Origin of the sequence: Micromonospora sp. NPDC007208 (assembly GCF_042869175.1) — a bacterium.
Classification (GTDB): domain Bacteria; phylum Actinomycetota; class Actinomycetes; order Mycobacteriales; family Micromonosporaceae; genus Micromonospora; species Micromonospora foliorum.
This window is the reverse complement of record NZ_JBIAFG010000012.1, coordinates 97,518-114,686: the sequence shown is the minus strand read 5'-3', so window position 1 is coordinate 114,686 and position 17,169 is coordinate 97,518. Positions and strand designations below refer to the sequence as shown.

15 protein-coding genes are annotated in these 17,169 nt (G+C 72.0%); 11 read left to right on the top strand and 4 right to left on the bottom strand.

Translation table 11 applies throughout. The annotated features are described in order from the left end of the window. Positions 1 to 13: 13 nt before the first annotated feature. Complete coding sequence (locus ACFYL6_RS22765; protein WP_387173975.1) at positions 14 to 1,078, top strand: hemolysin family protein; 1,065 nt, start codon at positions 14 to 16, stop codon at positions 1,076 to 1,078. Between the two features lie 113 nt (positions 1,079 to 1,191). Continuing rightward, positions 1,192 to 2,121: a sporulation protein gene (locus ACFYL6_RS22760; RefSeq protein WP_387173973.1), complete on the top strand. Its 930-nt coding sequence runs from the start codon at positions 1,192 to 1,194 to the stop codon at positions 2,119 to 2,121. Positions 2,122 to 2,343: 222 nt separating this feature from the next. Here the strand turns inward: ACFYL6_RS22760 and leuE are convergent, their stop codons facing one another. Further along, positions 2,344 to 3,015 (bottom strand): leucine efflux protein LeuE, encoded by a 672-nt coding sequence (leuE, locus tag ACFYL6_RS22755; protein WP_238659665.1) that lies wholly within the window; start codon positions 3,013 to 3,015, stop codon positions 2,344 to 2,346. Then, entirely contained in the window at positions 3,015 to 4,259 is a 1,245-nt protein-coding gene (locus ACFYL6_RS22750) for a bifunctional pyridoxamine 5'-phosphate oxidase family protein/GNAT family N-acetyltransferase (RefSeq protein ID WP_387173971.1), read from the bottom strand. The genes leuE and ACFYL6_RS22750 overlap by 1 nt, the downstream gene beginning before the upstream one ends. A gap of 36 nt (positions 4,260 to 4,295) precedes the next feature. On the opposite strand from ACFYL6_RS22750, the gene ACFYL6_RS22745 reads away from it, so the two are divergent. The 9 genes from ACFYL6_RS22745 (at position 4,296) to rny (ending at position 15,365) form a co-directional block, all read left to right on the top strand. Continuing rightward, positions 4,296 to 5,636 carry an aminotransferase class I/II-fold pyridoxal phosphate-dependent enzyme gene (locus tag ACFYL6_RS22745; protein WP_387173969.1) on the top strand — a complete coding sequence of 447 codons (1,341 nt, stop codon included), beginning with the start codon at positions 4,296 to 4,298 and terminating at the stop codon, positions 5,634 to 5,636. A gap of 312 nt (positions 5,637 to 5,948) precedes the next feature. Then, positions 5,949 to 6,653: a UdgX family uracil-DNA binding protein gene (locus ACFYL6_RS22740; protein WP_196921640.1), complete on the top strand. Its 705-nt coding sequence runs from the start codon at positions 5,949 to 5,951 to the stop codon at positions 6,651 to 6,653. A 234-nt stretch (positions 6,654 to 6,887) separates the two neighbouring features. Then, a complete protein-coding gene (locus ACFYL6_RS22735; protein ID WP_387173967.1) occupies positions 6,888 to 8,492 on the top strand; it encodes an FAD-dependent oxidoreductase in 1,605 nt (534 codons plus the stop codon). A gap of 272 nt (positions 8,493 to 8,764) precedes the next feature. Beyond that, the gene (locus ACFYL6_RS22730; protein ID WP_387173965.1) at positions 8,765 to 10,156 is read left to right on the top strand and encodes an MFS transporter; all 1,392 of its coding nucleotides are present in this window, start codon (positions 8,765 to 8,767) and stop codon (positions 10,154 to 10,156) included. A 5-nt stretch (positions 10,157 to 10,161) separates the two neighbouring features. Continuing rightward, positions 10,162 to 10,362: a DUF3046 domain-containing protein gene (locus ACFYL6_RS22725; RefSeq protein ID WP_030489422.1), complete on the top strand. Its 201-nt coding sequence runs from the start codon at positions 10,162 to 10,164 to the stop codon at positions 10,360 to 10,362. A 184-nt stretch (positions 10,363 to 10,546) separates the two neighbouring features. Continuing rightward, positions 10,547 to 11,593, top strand: coding sequence for a recombinase RecA (gene recA, locus ACFYL6_RS22720; protein WP_007456801.1), 1,047 nt, complete (start codon positions 10,547 to 10,549; stop codon positions 11,591 to 11,593). A 14-nt stretch (positions 11,594 to 11,607) separates the two neighbouring features. Next, positions 11,608 to 12,306 (top strand): regulatory protein RecX, encoded by a 699-nt coding sequence (locus ACFYL6_RS22715; protein ID WP_387173964.1) that lies wholly within the window; start codon positions 11,608 to 11,610, stop codon positions 12,304 to 12,306. Between the two features lie 31 nt (positions 12,307 to 12,337). Then, positions 12,338 to 13,042, top strand: a complete 705-nt coding sequence (locus tag ACFYL6_RS22710) for a 3-keto-5-aminohexanoate cleavage protein (protein ID WP_387173962.1) — start codon at positions 12,338 to 12,340, stop codon at positions 13,040 to 13,042. Positions 13,043 to 13,598: 556 nt separating this feature from the next. Then, complete coding sequence (gene rny, locus ACFYL6_RS22705; RefSeq protein ID WP_387173961.1) at positions 13,599 to 15,365, top strand: ribonuclease Y; 1,767 nt, start codon at positions 13,599 to 13,601, stop codon at positions 15,363 to 15,365. Positions 15,366 to 15,466: 101 nt separating this feature from the next. On the opposite strand, the gene ACFYL6_RS22700 is transcribed toward rny, so the two are convergent. Together ACFYL6_RS22700 and ACFYL6_RS22695 are read right to left on the bottom strand one after the other, a co-directional pair. After that, positions 15,467 to 16,447: an amino acid ABC transporter permease gene (locus tag ACFYL6_RS22700; protein ID WP_387173959.1), complete on the bottom strand. Its 981-nt coding sequence runs from the start codon at positions 16,445 to 16,447 to the stop codon at positions 15,467 to 15,469. Next, on the bottom strand, positions 16,444 to 17,151 hold the full coding sequence (locus ACFYL6_RS22695; protein ID WP_387173957.1) for an amino acid ABC transporter permease: 708 nt from the start codon (positions 17,149 to 17,151) through the stop codon (positions 16,444 to 16,446). The genes ACFYL6_RS22700 and ACFYL6_RS22695 overlap by 4 nt, the downstream gene beginning before the upstream one ends. Between the last annotated feature and the right edge of the window lie 18 nt (positions 17,152 to 17,169).

The following is a 17,169-nucleotide window of genomic DNA, read 5'->3' as shown; positions in this document are numbered from 1 at the left end:
AAGGAAAGCGCCGATGAGCCCCGGGATCGCACTGTTCAGTTCGGTGATCCTGCTGGCGCTGAACGGGTTCTTCGTGGCCGCCGAGTTCGCCCTGGTGGCCAGCAAGCGCTACCGCCTGGAGCAGGCGGCGGCGAACGGTGGTCGGGCGGCCCGGGCCGCGCTCGACGGCGTCCGCGAGTTGTCGCTGATGCTGGCCGGCGCGCAGTTGGGCATCACGCTGTGCACCCTGGGTCTCGGCGCGCTGGCCGAACCGGCCATCGAGCACCTGCTCAGCCCCCTGCTGCACGCGGTGGGCCTACCGGACGCGGCCAGTCACCTGATCGCCCTGGTCTTCGCGCTCGGGGTGGTGACCTTCCTACACCTGGTGGTGGGGGAGATGGCGCCGAAGTCGTGGGCGATCACCGACGCGGAGCGCTCGGCGACGCTGCTCGCGTTGCCGTTCCGCGCCTTCGCCCGGGTCTCCCGGCCGGTCCTCTCCGCGCTGAACGCCCTGGCCAACGCGATCCTGCGACTGGTCGGCGTCAACCAGCAGGACCAGCTCGCCCAGGTACACGGCCCGGACGAGCTGCGGATCCTGCTGGAGCAGTCCCGTGAGCACGGGCTGCTCGGCCCCGAGCAGCACCAGTTGCTGACCAGCATGCTGGAGTTGCAGGGCACGTCGGTGGCGCAGGTGATGGAACCGTTCGCCACCATGGTCACCGTCCGCCGGGACGATTCGGCCGGGCGGATCGAGGAGGTCAGCCGGGACAGCGGTCGATCCCGACTGGCGGTGCTGGACGAGGCGGGCGACGTGTGCGGCCTCGTGCACGTCCGGGAGGCGGTACGGGTGGTCACCACCGGCCGGGTCGCCACCGCGGCGGAGCTGATGACGCCCGCGTTCACCCTGCCCGCGACGTCCTCGGTCACCGAGGCGGTGGCGGCGATGCGGGCCCGGCAGTCGCAGCTCGCGCTGGTACGCAACGGCGGTGGCCCGGCCCGGCCGATCGGTTTCGTGGCCCTGGAGGACCTCCTGGAGGAGGTCATCGGGGAGTTCGACGACGAGACCGACACGGTGCCCCGCGGGCGTCGGTTGCGGTAAATCGGAGGGGTGGTCGCTCTTCGCCGAAGTCGGGGTGACCTCGCGCCGGGTCCGCGAGAGTGGTGGGTGGCCTCGCGGCGGCGGGGCCACCCCAGCCTGGAGTGGAGGGCGCGGTGCGGTTGACCGGAGTGTCCCCGGAGTCCGGTGGGACCGGGCTCTCCGTGCAGACCACGCTGCCCAACCCGAGTACCCGTCCGGGCCTGCGCCTGCCGGGGCGGGTCACCCTCGCGGCCGGCCCGGAGGACGTGCTGGTGCGGCACATCCGGCTGGGCCTCGTCACCACTGTCGAGCCGGATGACCCGGCCGCGGCCCGCCGTCTCGTGCAGTTCCACCACCTGCCGATCGCCGGCCGGTTCGTGGTGCCGGCCGGTCGGCGGCGGGCGGTCGACTTCGCGTTCCCGCTGCCGTGGGAGACCCCGGTGACCACCTTCGGTGGGGTGCCGCTGCTGAGCCTGCGGATGGGCCTGCGGACCGAGGTCTCGCTCGACCCCGACCTCGACCAGGGGGCCATGGTGCCGGTCTTCGTGCACCCGATCCCCACCCAGCAGCACGTGCTGGCGGCGCTGGACACCCTGGGCTTCATGATCCGTCAGTCCGGGTTGCAGGAGGGCGGCCTGCCGGGGGTGGAGCACACCCTGCCGCTGCACCAGCGTTGGGGCTACTGGGTGGGGCCGCTCTACGCCGGCCCGATCACCGAGCTGGAGGTGATCTTCGTGACCAACTCGGCGGGCCTGGAGGCGATCCTCTGGGTGGATCGCCGGCTGGCGCTGGCCGGAATCACGCACCAGAGCATCAGCCGGTTCCGGATCTGGCACGAGGACGCCGACCGGCGGGACTGGGTCGCCACCGTGGACGGCTGGATCCGCCAGGCGATCAACCGGCACGCCGCCGCGGCCGCGCACGCCGACTGGTCCGCGCAGATCGCCGGGTCGGCCCACGTCAGCCGCCATCCCGACGAGCCGATCCGACCCGGTTACGGCCTCGGTGGCACCGCCGGCGGCGCCGGCGTAGGAGGCGGCGGCTCCGGCGGCGACGGCACCTGACCTCGCCCCGCCCCGCCCCGCGCGCCCCCGCCCTCTCACCCCGCGATCTTGCACTTTCTGCGTGAACAAATATGGTTAAAGCACGCATCCCGACCACCGAAAGTGCAAGATCGCGGGCGGCGTCAGGTGCGGAGGGCGAGCAACTCCATGATCGACCCGCGACAGCGTTGACGCGCGGAAGCGTCGGGCACGCGCGGAAGCGGCGGCGGACGGGGAGCGGGGTCAGCCGGCGCTGGCGGTGGCCAGCTTGAGGCTGAAGGCCAGGAACAGGGCTGCCACGGCGGTGGTGCCACCGGCCGCCAGGCGACGGCGCTGGCGGAACTGGGCGGCCAGGAAGGTGCCCGCGAAGATCAACGCGGTCAGGTAGAGCGCACTGGTCACCTGCGCGATCAGCCCGAGCAGCAGGAACGACAGTGCCGGCCAGGCGTAACCCGGGTCGACGAACTGGATGAAGAACGAGATGAAGAACAGGATCGCCTTCGGGTTCAGCAGGCTGATCACCAGCGCCTTGCGGAACGGGCTGCGCATCGCCGCCGGCTCTGCGGCGTCGATGAGCCGCGGCGTACTCGGGTCGTTGCGGTCGCGCCAGCGCCGCGCGGCGCCGAGCAGCATGGTCACCCCGACATAACCGAGGTACGCGGCTCCGGCGTACTTGATCACCATGAACAGCGGCGGGTACGCCTTGAGCAGCGACGCCACCCCGGCGGCGGAGAGGAACATCAGCACCCCGTCGCCGACGAACACGCCACCGGCGGCCCGGTAGCCGACCGCGACGCCCCGCTTGGCCGCGGTGGAGAGCACGAAGAGTGAGTTTGGCCCGGGCAGCAGGATGATGGCCACGGTGCCCAGCACGTACGTCCAGATGTCGGTGATCCCCAGCACGCCCGCCATCATCACGCCACCGGTGCCGTCCGCAGAAGTCTTTCTCGCAGCCTGGCCTGTGCGTTCGGCCACTCGTCGACGGTCATCGCGTACTGCACGGTGTCCCGCCAGGAGCCGTCCGGGCGTTGCCGGTGCATCCGCAGCACCCCTTCCCGGGTCGCGCCGAGCCGTTCGATGGCCGCCTGGGAGCGAACGTTGCGGATGTCGGTGTGCCAGGCGACCCGTACCGCGCCCAGGTCGTCGAAGGCCCGGCCGAGCAGCAGCAACTTCGCCTCGGTGTTGATCCCGGTACGCCACCAGGGCCGGCCGAGGAAGGTGTGCCCGATCGCCACCGCCCGCCGCTCCGGGTCGATCTCGTAGTAGGAGGTGCTGCCCACCACCGCCCCGGTCGCCGCGCACCGCTGCACCCAGGCCACCCGCTCGCCCCGGTGCTGGGCGGCCAGGGCGGCGCCGATCACCTCGGCGGTACCGGCGGGAGTGGTGGGCGGCGCGACGCTGAGGTGCCGCCACACCTCCGGGTCCGCGGTGGCGGCGTGCAACTCGTCGGCGTGCGCCACCTCCAGCGGCTCCAGCCGAACGTGCTCGCCGTGCAGCGGCACCGGGTCGTGCCAGGGCGTGCGGGGCGTCCGCAGGTACGCCGGCAGCGCCGCGGTGACCCCGGCGTCCGGCTCGGGCGGCCCGGCAGTCAGTCGCAGCGGCAGCACGCCGGCCCAGTGCGGCAGGTGCAGGTCGGCCTCGTCCTCGCGGACCCCGCCGGTGCGGGCCCGGACGGACACCTCGCGCAGTGGTAGCGCCAGTACGGCGGTCTCGGCCAGCTCGCGACGGCTGGGCGGACGGGTGGCGGTGCTGCGTCCCGCGCCGACCTTCTCGACCAGCGCGGTGAGCATGGCGAGCTTCTCCCGCTCGTCGGTGACCAGTCGGGCGGTGCCGTGCGCGACGACCGAGCGGTAGTTGGCGCTGTGGTGGAACTGGGAGCGGGCGTAGACCAGCCCGTCGAGCACTGTCACCGCGACGCAGACCGGCAGGCCGTCGTCGCCCCGGGCGGCGAGCAGCGGCCGACTGCCGGTGGAGCCGTGCAGGTAGAGCGTGTCGCCGATGCGGACGTGCAGGGTGGGCAGCACCCGTGGCTGGCCGTCGACGACGAAGCTGAGCGCGCAGTCGTACGCCTCGTCGAGCACGGCGTGGGCGGCGGCCCGGTCGTAGCTCATCTTCTCGCGGGAGCGGTGGGGTGTGGTCCGGGCGGTGGGTGGATACATGCGCTCGCCCCTTTGTTCTAGTACAATCTCTTATTTGTGTCAGCACACTATCAGCTCACCGGTACGACAGCCGTCGAGATTTCGGCCAGCATCGAGTCGGGCATCCGTACCGGCGGCCTGTCGCCGGGGGCCGCCCTGCCGCCCGTGCGGGCGCTCGCCGCCGAGCTGGGGGTCAGCCCGGCCACCGTCGCCCGCGCCTACCAGGAGCTACGCCAGCGCGGCCTGCTCGCCACCGCCGGTCGGCACGGCACCCGGGTACGCCCCCGCCCGCCGGTGGCCGCCCGCCGCTCCGCGCTGCGCCCCCCACCGTTGCCCGGTGCCCGGGACCTGTCCCGGGGTGAACCCGACCCCCGGCTGCTTCCACCGCTGGGCCCGCACCTGGCGGCGCTCGCCACCGACGGCGGCCCGTCGGTCGGCTACTCCGATGCCGGAGTGCTGCCCGAACTGGCCGAGGCGGCCCGCGCCCGGCTGCGCGCCGACGGCGTACCGGCCGGGGAGTTGACCCTCACCGGCGGTGCGCTGGACGGCATCGAGCGACTGCTCGGCGCCCACCTGCGCCCCGGCGACGCGGTGGCGCTCGAGGACCCGGGCTGGGCCAACCTGCTCGACCTGGTCGCCGCGCTGGGCCTGCGCCCGATCGGCGTACCGCTGGACGACGAGGGGCCGCTGGTCGCCGGGGTGGCCGCGGCGCTGGCCGCCGGAGCGCGGGCGCTGATCGTCACCAGTCGGGCGCAGAATCCGACCGGCGCGGCTGTCTCGGCGGCCCGCGCCGAGGCGCTGCGGACGCTGCTCGCCGGCCGACGGGACCTGCTGCTGATCGAGGACGACCACGCGGCCGAACTGGCCCGCGTACCCCTGCACCCGCTGGCTGGTGCGACCGCGAGTTGGGCCTTCCTCCGGTCGGTGAGCAAGCCCTTCGGCCCGGACCTGCGGCTGGCGGTGCTGGTCGGCGACGAGACGACTGTGGCCCGGGTGAGTGGCCGTACCCGGGTCGGCGCCGGCTGGGTCTCCACCGTGCTGCAACGCCTGGTGCTCTCCCTGTGGCGGGACCCGGGGGTCGCCGAGTTGGTGCAGCGGGCGGCGCGGAGCTACGAGCAGCGGCGCGAAGGGCTGCTCGCCGCGCTGGCCGAGCACGGCCTGACCGCACACGGTCGCAGCGGCATCAACGTCTGGCTGCCGGTCGCGGACGAGACCAGCACGGTGACCGCGCTCCGCGACGCCGGCTGGGCGGTGGCCCCCGGCGCTCTCTACCGGATCGCCGCCCCGCCCGCCCTGCGCATCACCGTCAGTTCCCTGGACACGGCCGACCTGGCCCCCCTGGCCGCCGCCCTGGCCCACGCCGAGAACCCTCCCCCCTCCCGGGGCTTCCCCACCTGACCCCTGCGGCCATCTCGTCGCTTGGTCGGCAAAATGCCGGGCCTGCGGGTGTTGGGGCAGAAATTGGGACATCGCGGGGATTCGGGACGGCCGGGACGGGTATGCGGGCGCCCGGAGGTGGGGGACATGGCTTCTCGTGGGGCTCGTAAGGGGATCTGGATCGCGGTCGCGGTGGCGATCATCATCATCGTCATCGTGCTGATCGCGATCGCGTCCGGTGGCGATGGGGGCGGGAACGGATACTGACGCGGAGCCGCCGATGCGCCGGGGCGTATCCGGCGGCGAGCAACGAACAGGTATATAACAGTCGGCATGGCCGAGCAGACCGGGAGCGCTCCGGGCGCCCAGCGGTTCATCCCGCCCGACGCCGACACCATCGACGACCTGCGCACCGCCGCCGGCGGCTGTCGGGGTTGCGAGCTGTACCGCGACGCCTCGCAGACGGTCTTCGGCCGGGGTGACGAGAGCGCCCGCGTGGTGCTGGTCGGCGAGCAGCCCGGTGACATGGAGGACCAGAAGGGGCTGCCCTTCGTCGGCCCGGCCGGACGCCTGCTGCGCCGCGCGGTCGACGACGCCGGGCTGGACCCGGGTCACCTGTACCTGACAAATGCCGTGAAGCACTTTCGTTTCGAGCTGCGCGGCAAGCGGCGGATCCACCAGACCCCGGACCAGGCGCACATCACCGCCTGCCGCCCCTGGTTGGTCGCCGAGTTCGCCCGGCTGCGTCCGGAGATCGTGGTGGTGCTCGGCGCGACCGCCGCCAAGGCGCTGCTCGGCCCGTCCTTCCGGGTCACCCGGCAGCGGGGCGAGCTGCTGCCCTGGCCGGAGTCGGCCCAACACCCCGCCGATTTCGAGCAGGTGCCCGTGGACAACGCCGGAAAGCGGGCCGACGCGCCGCAGGCCCGGCTGCTGGCCACCATCCACCCGTCCGCCGTCCTGCGGGCCGACGACCAGGACAAGGCGTACGAGGGCCTGGTCGCCGACCTCACCGTCGTCACCCGCGCCCTGCCCGGCTAGTCGCCGACCGCAGCCGCCCCGCCCGGAGCCGGCGAAACGCAGCCGTCCCGGCCCGAGCCGCGAAACGCAGCCGCCCCGGCCCGAGCGGCGAAACGCAGCCGTCCCGGCCCCAGCCGACGGAAAGTGCCGCCCGGGTCGGGCGGCGAGGCGATACCTGCCGGAAACGGCGAAGCGGGTACCGCGTAACAGATCCTCTGCAGACTCATGCGAGTCGATCTTGTAGGGGAGGCCGTTATGAGCGATCAGACGCAGTCGATGGTCAGCCGGCGTGGGTTCCTGCGTACGGTCGGAGTCAGCGGCGGTGCCGGAGCGATGCTCGCCACGATGGGCGCCATGGGGCTGGCCCCCAGCGCGGCGGCGTCGGTTACCCCGGCGTTCCGGCCGCCGGAGCGGTCCGACTTCACACTCACCGGGCGGTCGGGCGCCAGCGTGGTCGTTCTCGGCGGCGGCATCGCCGGACTCACCACGGCGTACGAGTTGGGCAAGGCGGGCTACCACTGCACCATCCTTGAGGCGCGGCACCGCGTCGGTGGACGGAACCTGACCATTCGCGGCGGCGACGTCGAAACCGACCTCGACGGACGCACCCAGCGGGCTAGCTTCTCCGACGGGGTCTACTTCAACGCCGGGCCGGGCCGCATCGCACAGTGGATGGTCACGATGGACTACTGCCGGGAACTCGGCGTACCCATCGAGGTCTTCACCAACCAGAACGCCGACGCCTGGATCTACAACGAGTCCGCCGGGATGACCGAGCCGGTCCGGTACCGCACCGCCAAGGCCGACGTGTACGGCTACGTCTCGGAACTGCTCGCGAAGGCCACCGACCAGGGTGCGCTGGACGCCCGGCTCACCACCGAGGACCGTGACCGGCTGCTGTCGTTCCTGCAGAGCTTCGGTGCGATCGGCGGACGGACCAGCGACTGGGCGTACACCGGCACCAACCGTCGCGGCTATCTCACCTATCCGGGCGCGGGCAACGACGTGGGGGGCCCGCTCGGTACGCCGCCGGCGCTCTCCGACGTGTTCGCCAGCAACATCGGCCGGTACTTCTCCTTCGAGTTCGGCTACGACCAGGCCATGCTGATGTTCCAGCCGGTCGGCGGGATGGACCAGATCCCCCGAGCCCTGGCCCGGGCGGTGGGCCCGCACCGGATCCGACTCAACGCCGAGGTGACCGCGGTGACCGACCGGGGCAGTCGGGTCGAGGTGACCTACCGGCAGGGTGGCCGGCAGTCGCAGATCACGGCCGACTACTGCGTGGCGGCGCTACCGCCGCACCTGATGGCCCGCGTACCGCACAACCTCGGCACGGCGGTGACCGCGGCCCTGGCCGACTTCCCGGCCACCGCCTCCGGAAAGATCGGCCTGGAATACCGCAGCCGCTGGTGGGAGACCGACCAGCGGATCTACGGCGGCATCACCGAGACCGACCTGGACCTGTCGCACATCTGGTACCCGTCCTACGGCTTCCACGGCAAGCGCGGCCTGGTCGTCGGCTACTACAACACCGGGGCGAACGCCAGGGCGTACAGCGGGCTCACGCCGGAGCAGCGCAGCGAGCGCGCCATCAGCCAGGGTGTGAAGATCCACGGTGACAAGTACCGCAGCGAGCTGGTCAGCTCGTACTCCCACGCCTGGGACCGGACCCGCTACATCGAGGGCGCCTGGACGTCACCCCGGTACGGCACGCCCGGCTACAACCTGCTGCTCCAGCCGGCCGGGCGGGTCTACTTCGCCGGGGACTGGCTCAGCCACGAGGTGGCCTGGCAGCACGGCGCGTTCGTGGCGGCGCGTTCGGCGGTCTCCGCGCTGCACCAGCGGGTGATGGCCGGCTGACCGACCCAGCCGTACGCCGTCCAGATCTTGGACAGTTTCCGTTCGCGCGGAACGGAAACTGTCCAAGATTGACAGTGCGTCGCGGATTTCGGGGTGGTCGCCGCCGTCAGTGTGGCCGTCGCCGCGATCACCCTGACCCGACTCGCCGGCTGGCAGCGCGGGCACCATAGGCGGGGGCCGCGCCGGTGGCGGCCCCGTTCCGGCGAAACCCACTGCCGCTGGTCGGGGCGGGTGCGCGAGGATGAGTCACACCCCTTCCGACAGGAGCGCCGATGGCGACCGACCTGACCGCGCCGCGTACCGCCGCCCGACCCGACGTCGCGTCGATCCAGCGGCGTACCCTGCGGCTGCTCTTCACCACCCAGATCATCGGCGGGATCGGCGTGACCATCGGCATCTCCGTGGGCGCGCTGCTCGCGGCGCGGGTCGCCGGGACCGCGGTGGCCGGTGTCGCGCAGAGCGCCGGGGTGGTCGGTGCCGCGCTGCTCGCCGTCCCGGTCACCCGGATCATGGCGCGGCACGGTCGCCGCCCGGGCCTGGTGCTGGCGTACACGGTCGGCGCTGTCGGCGGCGTGCTGGTGGTGCTGGCCGCGGCCACCCGCTGGGTGCCGCTGCTCTTCCTCGGCATGCTGCTCTTCGGCGGGGGTACCGCCGCGAACCTGCAGGCCCGCTACACGGCCGTGGATCTCGCCGAGCCGGCCCGCCGGGGGCGGCAGCTCTCCCTGATCGTCTGGGCCACCACCATCGGTGCGGTGGCCGCGCCGAACTTCGCCGCGCTGGCCGACCGGGTCACCACCGGCTGGGGGCTGCCCCCGCTGGCCGGCCCGTTCGCGTTCAGCGCGGCCGCGTTCGTGCTGGCTGCCGTCGTACTCCTCGGGTTGCTCCGGCCCGACCCGCTGCTCACCGCGCGGCGGCTCGCGGCGGCCGACGCGCAGGCCGCCGATCTGCCGCCGGCCGCCGACGCGACCGCGACCGCGGTGGCGGCCGAGGCGCCGGCGGCAGGTGGCGGTGCGACGCCGGCCGCCGCGCCGGTCACGGTGCGCGCGCCGCGCGGCGCCGGGATGCGTGCGGCCTGGTCGGTGGTACGCGGACAGCCCGCCGCCCGACTCGGAATCGCCGCCGTGGCGGTGGGTCACCTGGTGATGGTGGCGGTGATGGCGATGACACCGGTCCGGCTCGGTGAGTCGCACGCCGACGCCGACGTGTTGCGGCTGGTCGGCATCGTGCTGAGCCTGCACATCGCCGGCATGTACGCGTTCTCCCCGGTGGTCGGCTGGCTCACCGACCGGCTCGGTCGACGGGCGGTGATCCTCGGTGGGGTCGGGCTGCTGCTGGCCGCCTGCGCGGTCGCCGGCACCGCCGGGCACCACACGCCCCGGCTCTCGGTCGGTCTGGTCCTGCTCGGGTTGGGCTGGTCGGGGACGATGGTGGCCGGCTCGACCCTGCTGTCCGAGTCGGTGGCGGCCGCCGTGCGGCCGAGCGTCCAGGGGCTGTGCGACCTGATCATGGGGTTGGCCGGGGCCGGGGCCGCCGTGGTCAGCGGGTTTGTCATGCAGTTCGCCGGTTATCCCGTGCTCACCCTGCTCGCGGCGGTCGCGGCGGCGCCCCTGGTGGCGCTAGCGTTGCGCCCGGTGCCGACCGGGGCACCGGACGAGGAGGGCTGATCACTGTGCGGCTGACCGACTTCTGGACGCGGCTGGACGAGGCGTTCGGGCCCGGCTACGCGGCCAGCATCGCCCGCGATCAGGTGCTGTCCCAACTCGGCGGGCGGACCATCGAGCAGGCCCTGGCATCGGGGGAGCAGACGCACGTGGTGTGGCGGGCGGTCTGTGCCGCGTACCCCGACCGCGTGCCCGCCCGACTACGCTGAGCAGCCTTTTCGCCGGTTCCGCGTGTCGCTTGTCGAGTCGTACACCTGTTCGGCTATTGTCCACAGCTGGGTGCTCGTCCACAGCTCGCGGCCCGTCGGCTGGTTTTCTGTCGGACCTAGCGCCTAGCGTGTCCGCGTGACGCGAAGCTCAGCAAAGACGCCGGCGAAGGCAGGGGTGGCAACCATGGCAGCAGGGCCTGACCGGGAGAAGGCACTCGACCTTGCTCTCGCTCAGATTGACAAGCAATTCGGCAAGGGCTCGGTGATGCGGCTGGGTGACCGGCCGGTCGTCCAGACCGCGATTATTCCGACCGGCTCCATCGCGCTCGACGTGGCCCTCGGCATTGGCGGCCTGCCCCGTGGCCGGGTGGTCGAGATCTACGGTCCCGAGTCCAGCGGTAAGACCACGGTGGCACTGCACGCGGTGGCCAACGCCCAGCGCAACGGCGGCATCGCCGCCTTCATCGACGCCGAGCACGCGCTCGACCCGGAGTACGCGAAGGCCCTCGGCGTCGACACCGACGCGATGCTGGTCTCCCAGCCGGACACCGGCGAGCAGGCGTTGGAGATCGCGGACATGCTGATCCGCTCCGGCGCTCTGGACATCATCGTGATCGACTCGGTGGCGGCCCTGGTGCCGCGCGCCGAGATCGAGGGCGAGATGGGCGACAGCCACGTGGGTCTCCAGGCCCGGCTGATGAGCCAGGCGCTCCGGAAGATCACCGGTGTGCTCAGCAACACCGGCACCACGGCGATCTTCATCAACCAGCTGCGGGAGAAGATCGGCGTCATGTTCGGCAGCCCGGAGACCACCACCGGTGGTCGGGCGCTGAAGTTCTACGCCTCGGTCCGGCTCGACGTGCGACGCATCGAGAGCCTCAAGGACGGCACCGACGTGGTCGGTAACCGCACCCGGGTCAAGGTCGTGAAGAACAAGGTCGCCGCACCGTTCAAGCAGGCCGAGTTCGACATCATGTACGGCAAGGGCATCTCGCGCGAGGGCTCGCTGATCGACGTCGGCGTGGAGCAGGCGATCATCCGCAAGTCCGGAGCGTGGTACACGTACGACGGCGACCAGCTCGGCCAGGGCAAGGAGAAGGCCCGGGAGTTCCTCAAGGAAAACCCGGACGTGGCCGCCGAGATCGAGAAGAAGATCCTGGAGAAGCTCGGCGTCGGGGTCGGCGCGGGTGACGCCGCCGGTGGCCCGGAGCTGCCGCCGGTCGACTTCTGACCGGTCGCTGACCCATGGTAGGACGACGCGCTCGTACGGGGCGGGGCTGGGATGCCAGTCCGCCTCGTACGGGCGACGCCACCGATCCGCCCCGCCCTCGGCGAGGCCGCCGGGGTCGGTCCGAGGAGGCCGACACCGTCGAGTCTCCGGCGCCCCCGCGCGACGAGTCCGAGGTGGCCCGGGAGATCTGCCTGCGCCAGCTCGCCGTCCGGCCCCGCACCAGGGCCGAGCTGGCCGGGGCGTTGGCCAAGCGGGGCATCTCCGACGAGGTCTCGGCCGAGGTCCTCGACCGCTATGACGAGGTCGGCATCATCGATGACGCCGCGTTCGCCCGGGCCTGGGTGTCCAGCCGGCACGCCGGGCGCGGCCTGGCTCGCCGGGCGCTCGCCAACGAGCTGCGCCGCAAGGGCGTGGACGGTGAGGTGGCCACCGAGGCGCTGGGTGAGCTGGACGAGGAGACCGAGGCGGACACCGCCCGTGGCCTCGTGGAGCGCAAGCTGCGCACCGCCCGAGGCGAACCGGACGCGGTCTTCCGCCGGCTGGTGGGCATGCTGGCCCGCAAGGGTTACCCGCCTGGCGTGGCCATCCGGGCGGTGAAGGACGCGCTCGCCGCGCAGAGCGCCGAGGCGGCCGAGTTCGCCGAGCAGATCGACGCCGACGCGCTCGCCGACGCCGAGGGCGAGTTGGAGCGCGACAACCGTCTGGTCGAGTGAGCAGTCCGCTGCGACTCCCGATGGGGGCCTGATGTTGAAGGCATGTCTGAACGGTGGGCGCGGCCGGCAGGCCCATCCGGCCGTGCCGCTCACGGCCGCGGAGTTGGCCGCGGACGCGGCCCGCTGCGCGGCGCTCGGTGTGGCGGCCGTGCACGTCCATCCCCGGGACGAGACCGGCGCCGAGTCGCTGCGGCCGGCGGTGGTCGCCGCCGCGCTGAGCGCGATCCGTACCGCCCGGCCGGGGCTGCCGGTCGGGGTGAGCACCGGCGCCTGGATCTCGCCGGATCCGGCTGCTCGGGTGGCCGCCGTCCGGGCCTGGTCGGTGCTGCCCGACTTCGCCTCGGTCAACGCGCACGAGGCCGGTGCCGAGGCGGTCGCGGCCGCCCTGCACGAGCGCGGTGTGCTCGTCGAGGCAGGGCTGTGGACGCTCGACGCGGTCGCGGCGTACCGGAGGTGGCGGGTGTCGGCCGGACGGGTGCTTGTCGAGTGCATGGCCGAGGACGTGGCGGTCGCGTTGGCCGACGCCTCCCGGATTATCGCCGCGCTGCCGGGGGACGCGCCGTCGGTGCTGCTGCACGCCGAGGGTCCGGCGACCTGGCCGGTCCTCGCCGAGGCGGTGCGCAGGGGTCTGGACACCCGAATCGGGCTCGAAGACACCCTGGCCCTGCCGGACGGTTCACCCGCTGCGGACAACGCGGCGTTGGTCGCCGCTGCGGTGGCGGTCGGAGCCGGCTGACGTCGGAGAAGACGGATGGGTCACACCTTTGCTCGGTCGTCGGCCCCGTCCGACAACCGGCTGGGTGGGGCTGAGCAGGCCCGACACGTCCAGTGGGCAGCACGCCTCGCGGAGTTTGTCCCCTCCTGTCCGACGTGATATCAGCGCGCGGTGACGGTTCAACTTCTCTCCGTTCGGGGGGTTTGATCATGAGTCCTTGACCAGAGCACCCCCGGCGACCTAGCCTCGCCATACAGGCTCACATTGCCCGACCAGCGCAGGCTAAGCGCACAACATAGATCGCGTAACAGAACAGCATCACTTTGGCCGACTCCGCGGCCTTTGGCGGCAGTTCCGGACAGGCCGGTCCGGAACGCTGCGACAACTGCACCCGGTCGCCGACGCTGCCCATGGGCACCGCCGGCGGAGAAAGCTACCCACGGCCAGCCGCTCCGGTCGGGCGTCCACAGCCGCAGGAGTGTGCCCCCGGCACGGTCGCTGCGGTCTCGACGTTAGGGGAGGCGGCCATGGCGGGGCGGCGGCACAGGTTCATCGGTAGACCCGACGGGGTCCCGGCATGAACGCGTTCGACGTCGTGCTCCTCGCGGCCGTCCTCGTCCTCGCGGTGGTGGTGATCGGGGCCGTGCTGGTCGGCATCCGGACGATGCGCCGGATGGGCGCCGCGCCGGCCCCGGAGGATCCCGCCTTCATCGCCGAGAAGGACCGCCAGGAACAGTCCCTGGCTGCCCTGCGGACCGCGGCCGACGAGGCGAACAGCACGATCGACGTGGCGAAGTCCGCGGCTGCCGCGGCCCGTACCGAGGCGGCGGCGGCGAAGGCCGAGGCGAAGGCGGCCCGCGCCGAGGCGCGTCGGGTCCTCGACGACGCCCGGGCCGAGGCGGACACCGTGCTGGAGCGGGCCCACAAGCAGGCCGAGGCGGACGCCGAGCAGTTGCGCACGGCGGCCCGGCGCAGCGGCGAGCGGGAGGTCGCGGTGCTCGCCGCCACCACCCGGGAGCAGGCCGCCGAGGTGGAACGTCGGGCAGCTCGGATGGACGAGCGGGAGCGGATGCACACCGAGGAGGTGGAGCGGTTCGCCGAGCGGGAGCGGCAGCTCACCGCCGCGAAGGCCGCCCTCGCCGCCCGGGAGGCCGCGCTCGCCCAGCGGGAAACCGAGCTGACCGAGTCGGAGGAGCTGCGCCGTCGGGAGCTGGAGCGGATCGCAGGGCTCACCGCCGACTCCGCGCGACTGGAACTGGTCGAGGCCATCGAGACGCAGGCCAAGCGGGAAGCGGCGCTACTCGTACGGGACATCGAGTCCGACGCGCGCAACACTGCCGAGCAGCGCGCCCGACACATCGTGGTGGACGCGATCCAGCGGGTCGCCAGCGAGCAGACCGCGGAGAGCGTGGTCAGCGTCCTGCACCTGCCCGGTGACGAGATGAAGGGGCGGATCATCGGCCGGGAGGGGCGCAACATCCGCGCCTTCGAGTCGGTGACCGGCGTCAACCTGATCATCGACGACACCCCCGAGGCGGTGCTGCTCTCCTGCTTCGACCCGGTCCGTCGAGAGGTCGGCCGGGTGACCCTGGAGAAGCTGGTCCTGGACGGGCGCATCCACCCGCACCGGATCGAGGAGGTCTACGACCTGGCCCGGCAGGAGGTGGAGCAGCTCTGTCTCCGCGCCGCCGAGGACGCCCTGGTCGAGGTCGGCATCACCGAGATCCACCCGGAGTTGGTGGCCCTGCTCGGCCGGCTGCGCTACCGCACCTCGTACGGGCAGAACGTGCTCAAGCACCTGGTCGAGACCGCCCACATCGCCGGCATCATGGCCGCCGAGCTGCGGTTGGACGTGCCGATCATCAAACGGTCGGCGTTCCTGCACGACATCGGCAAGGCGCTCACCCACGAGGTGGAGGGCAGCCACGCCATCATCGGCGCGGACCTGGCCCGCAAGTACGGGGAGCACGAGGACGTGGTGCACGCCATCGAGGCGCACCACAACGAGGTGCCCCCGCAGACCATCGAGGCCGTGCTCACCCAGGCCTCCGACGCCTGCTCCGGCGGTCGGCCGGGCGCGCGTCGGGAGAGCCTGGAGGCGTACGTCAAGCGGCTGGAGCGGATCGAGGAGATCGCGGCCGGCAAGCTCGGGGTGGACAAGGTCTTCGCCATGCAGGCCGGCCGGGAGATCCGGGTGATGGTCAAGCCGGACGACGTGGACGACATCGGGGCGGCCGTGCTGGCCCGCGACGTGGCCAAGCAGATCGAGGAGGAGCTGACCTACCCGGGTCAGATCCGGGTCACAGTGGTCCGCGAGTCCCGGGTCACCGAGATCGCCCGCTGAGTCAGACCGGCGGCCCTTGCCGCGCGGACGCTGGAGATGACCGAAGGCCGCCCCGAGTTGCTCGGGGCGGCCTTCGGGCCTTCTGGTCGGTGTGACGTCGCTCAGGCGCCGCCGCCGCCTCCGCCGCCGCCCTCGGCCTGGGAGATCAGGGCCGCCGCCGGCGGGGCCTGCGCCGGGGTGTTGGCGGTCTTGCGGCCCCGGGCCAGCCGCCGTTGGACGTACTGGGCGAGCTTCGACAGCGAGTAGTTCACCACGATGAAGAGCACGGCGATCACGACGTAGACCTGGATCGGGTTGCCCAGCACGCCGATGATCTGCTTGCCGATGTTCAGGGTCTCCTCGTAGCTGATGATGAACCCCAGCGAGGTGTCCTTGAGCACCACGACAAGCTGGCTGATCAGTGCCGGCAGCATGATCCGGAAGGACTGCGGCAGCAGGATCATCCACGTGGTCTGGGCCGGGGAGAGCCCGATGGCGGCGGCGGCCTCCGCCTGACCGCCTGGCAGCCCCTCCATGCCGGAGCGGAGGATCTCGCCGATCACCACCGAGTTGTAGATGGTGAGGCCGATGACCAGGTACCAGAGGTTGTCGAAGTAGAGCCCGAACTCGGGGAAGCCGCGGGCCACGAAGAAGATGGTGATCACAACGGGCAGGCCGCGGAACACCTCGACGCAGACCCGGGTGATCGCCGACAGCAGCGTGCTCAACCCACGCAGCAGGTAGGCCACCGGCGTTGCCATGCCGGTGAACCGGAGCCGGGTCAGGCTCTTGAGCTGGATCCGCAGGATGGCGAGCAGTGTGCCGATCACCAGTGAGGAGACGATGGCCAGCGCCGCCGCGATCAGCGTGTTCTTGAAGCCGAGGGCGATCCGATCCCACACCTGGGAGAAGTTCTCGTTGGAGGGGTCGACCAGCGGCCCCCACAACTCCATCGAGAGCTGGCCCTTCTCGTCCAGGGGCTGGTAGATCAGGAAGTAGGCCCCGACGAGCAGGACGACGGCGGCGACGATGCTGCTGATCAGGGTGATCCGCCGCTGCCGCGGCCCGGGAACGTCGTAGAGGACGCTGGTCTGCTGACTCATCGGGCCACCGCCTGTCGCTTCTCGATCCGGTCCAGCAGGGCGCCGAGCGGCACGGTCATGATCAGGTAGCCGATCGAGATGCCGATGGCGACCGGGATGAAGGCGTAGCCCTCGGCGCCGGTGAGCTGGTCGGCCGTGGCCGACAGGTCACCGACCACACCGAAGAAGCCGGCCAGCGCCGAATTCTTGATCATCGCGATGATCACCGAGCCGAGCGGAACGATCGAGGCCTGCCAGGACTGCGGCAGCACCACGTGGCGCAGGTTCTGCCCGAAGGTCAGACCCAGTGACCGCGCCGCCTCCGCCTGGCCGGCGGGCACCGCGTTGACCCCGGACCGCAGCGCTTCGCAGACGAACGCCGCGGTGTAGAGCACCAGGGCGATCAGTGCGAACCGGAAGTACGGCAGATCGGTGCCGAGCCGGGTGAACAGCGAGTCGAGCACCGGGATGCGGAGGAAGTCCGCGTTGGAGCCAAGGGCCGGCAGGCCGAACGCGGCGAAGAACATCACCACGGTCAGCGGCATGTTGCGGAAGACGTTCACGTAGGCGGTGCCGAGCGCGCGCAGCGGCGGCACCGGTGAGATGCGCAGCACCGCCACGACGGACCCCAGGACCAGGGCACCGATCGCGGCGAGGATGCAGATCTGGAGGGTGAGCCAGAAACCACCCGCAAAGACGTCGAACTTGTCGATGAGCACGTTCACGGGTCGGTGTTCCTCCCC

Bases quoted from the DNA above. Each gene is read 5' to 3' on its own strand.
- ACFYL6_RS22765 (WP_387173975.1), top strand. From the start codon at position 14: ATGAGCCCCGGGATCGCACTGTTCAGTTCGGTGATCCTGCTGGCGCTG.
- leuE (WP_238659665.1), bottom strand. From the start codon at position 3,015: ATGATGGCGGGCGTGCTGGGGATCACCGACATCTGGACGTACGTGCTG.
- ACFYL6_RS22750 (WP_387173971.1), bottom strand. From the start codon at position 4,259: ATGTATCCACCCACCGCCCGGACCACACCCCACCGCTCCCGCGAGAAG.
- ACFYL6_RS22740 (WP_196921640.1), top strand. From the start codon at position 5,949: ATGGCCGAGCAGACCGGGAGCGCTCCGGGCGCCCAGCGGTTCATCCCG.
- ACFYL6_RS22735 (WP_387173967.1), top strand. From the start codon at position 6,888: ATGAGCGATCAGACGCAGTCGATGGTCAGCCGGCGTGGGTTCCTGCGT.
- ACFYL6_RS22730 (WP_387173965.1), top strand. From the start codon at position 8,765: ATGGCGACCGACCTGACCGCGCCGCGTACCGCCGCCCGACCCGACGTC.
- recA (WP_007456801.1), top strand. From the start codon at position 10,547: ATGGCAGCAGGGCCTGACCGGGAGAAGGCACTCGACCTTGCTCTCGCT.
- ACFYL6_RS22715 (WP_387173964.1), top strand. From the start codon at position 11,608: ATGGTAGGACGACGCGCTCGTACGGGGCGGGGCTGGGATGCCAGTCCG.
- ACFYL6_RS22710 (WP_387173962.1), top strand. From the start codon at position 12,338: ATGTTGAAGGCATGTCTGAACGGTGGGCGCGGCCGGCAGGCCCATCCG.
- rny (WP_387173961.1), top strand. From the start codon at position 13,599: ATGAACGCGTTCGACGTCGTGCTCCTCGCGGCCGTCCTCGTCCTCGCG.
- ACFYL6_RS22700 (WP_387173959.1), bottom strand. From the start codon at position 16,447: ATGAGTCAGCAGACCAGCGTCCTCTACGACGTTCCCGGGCCGCGGCAG.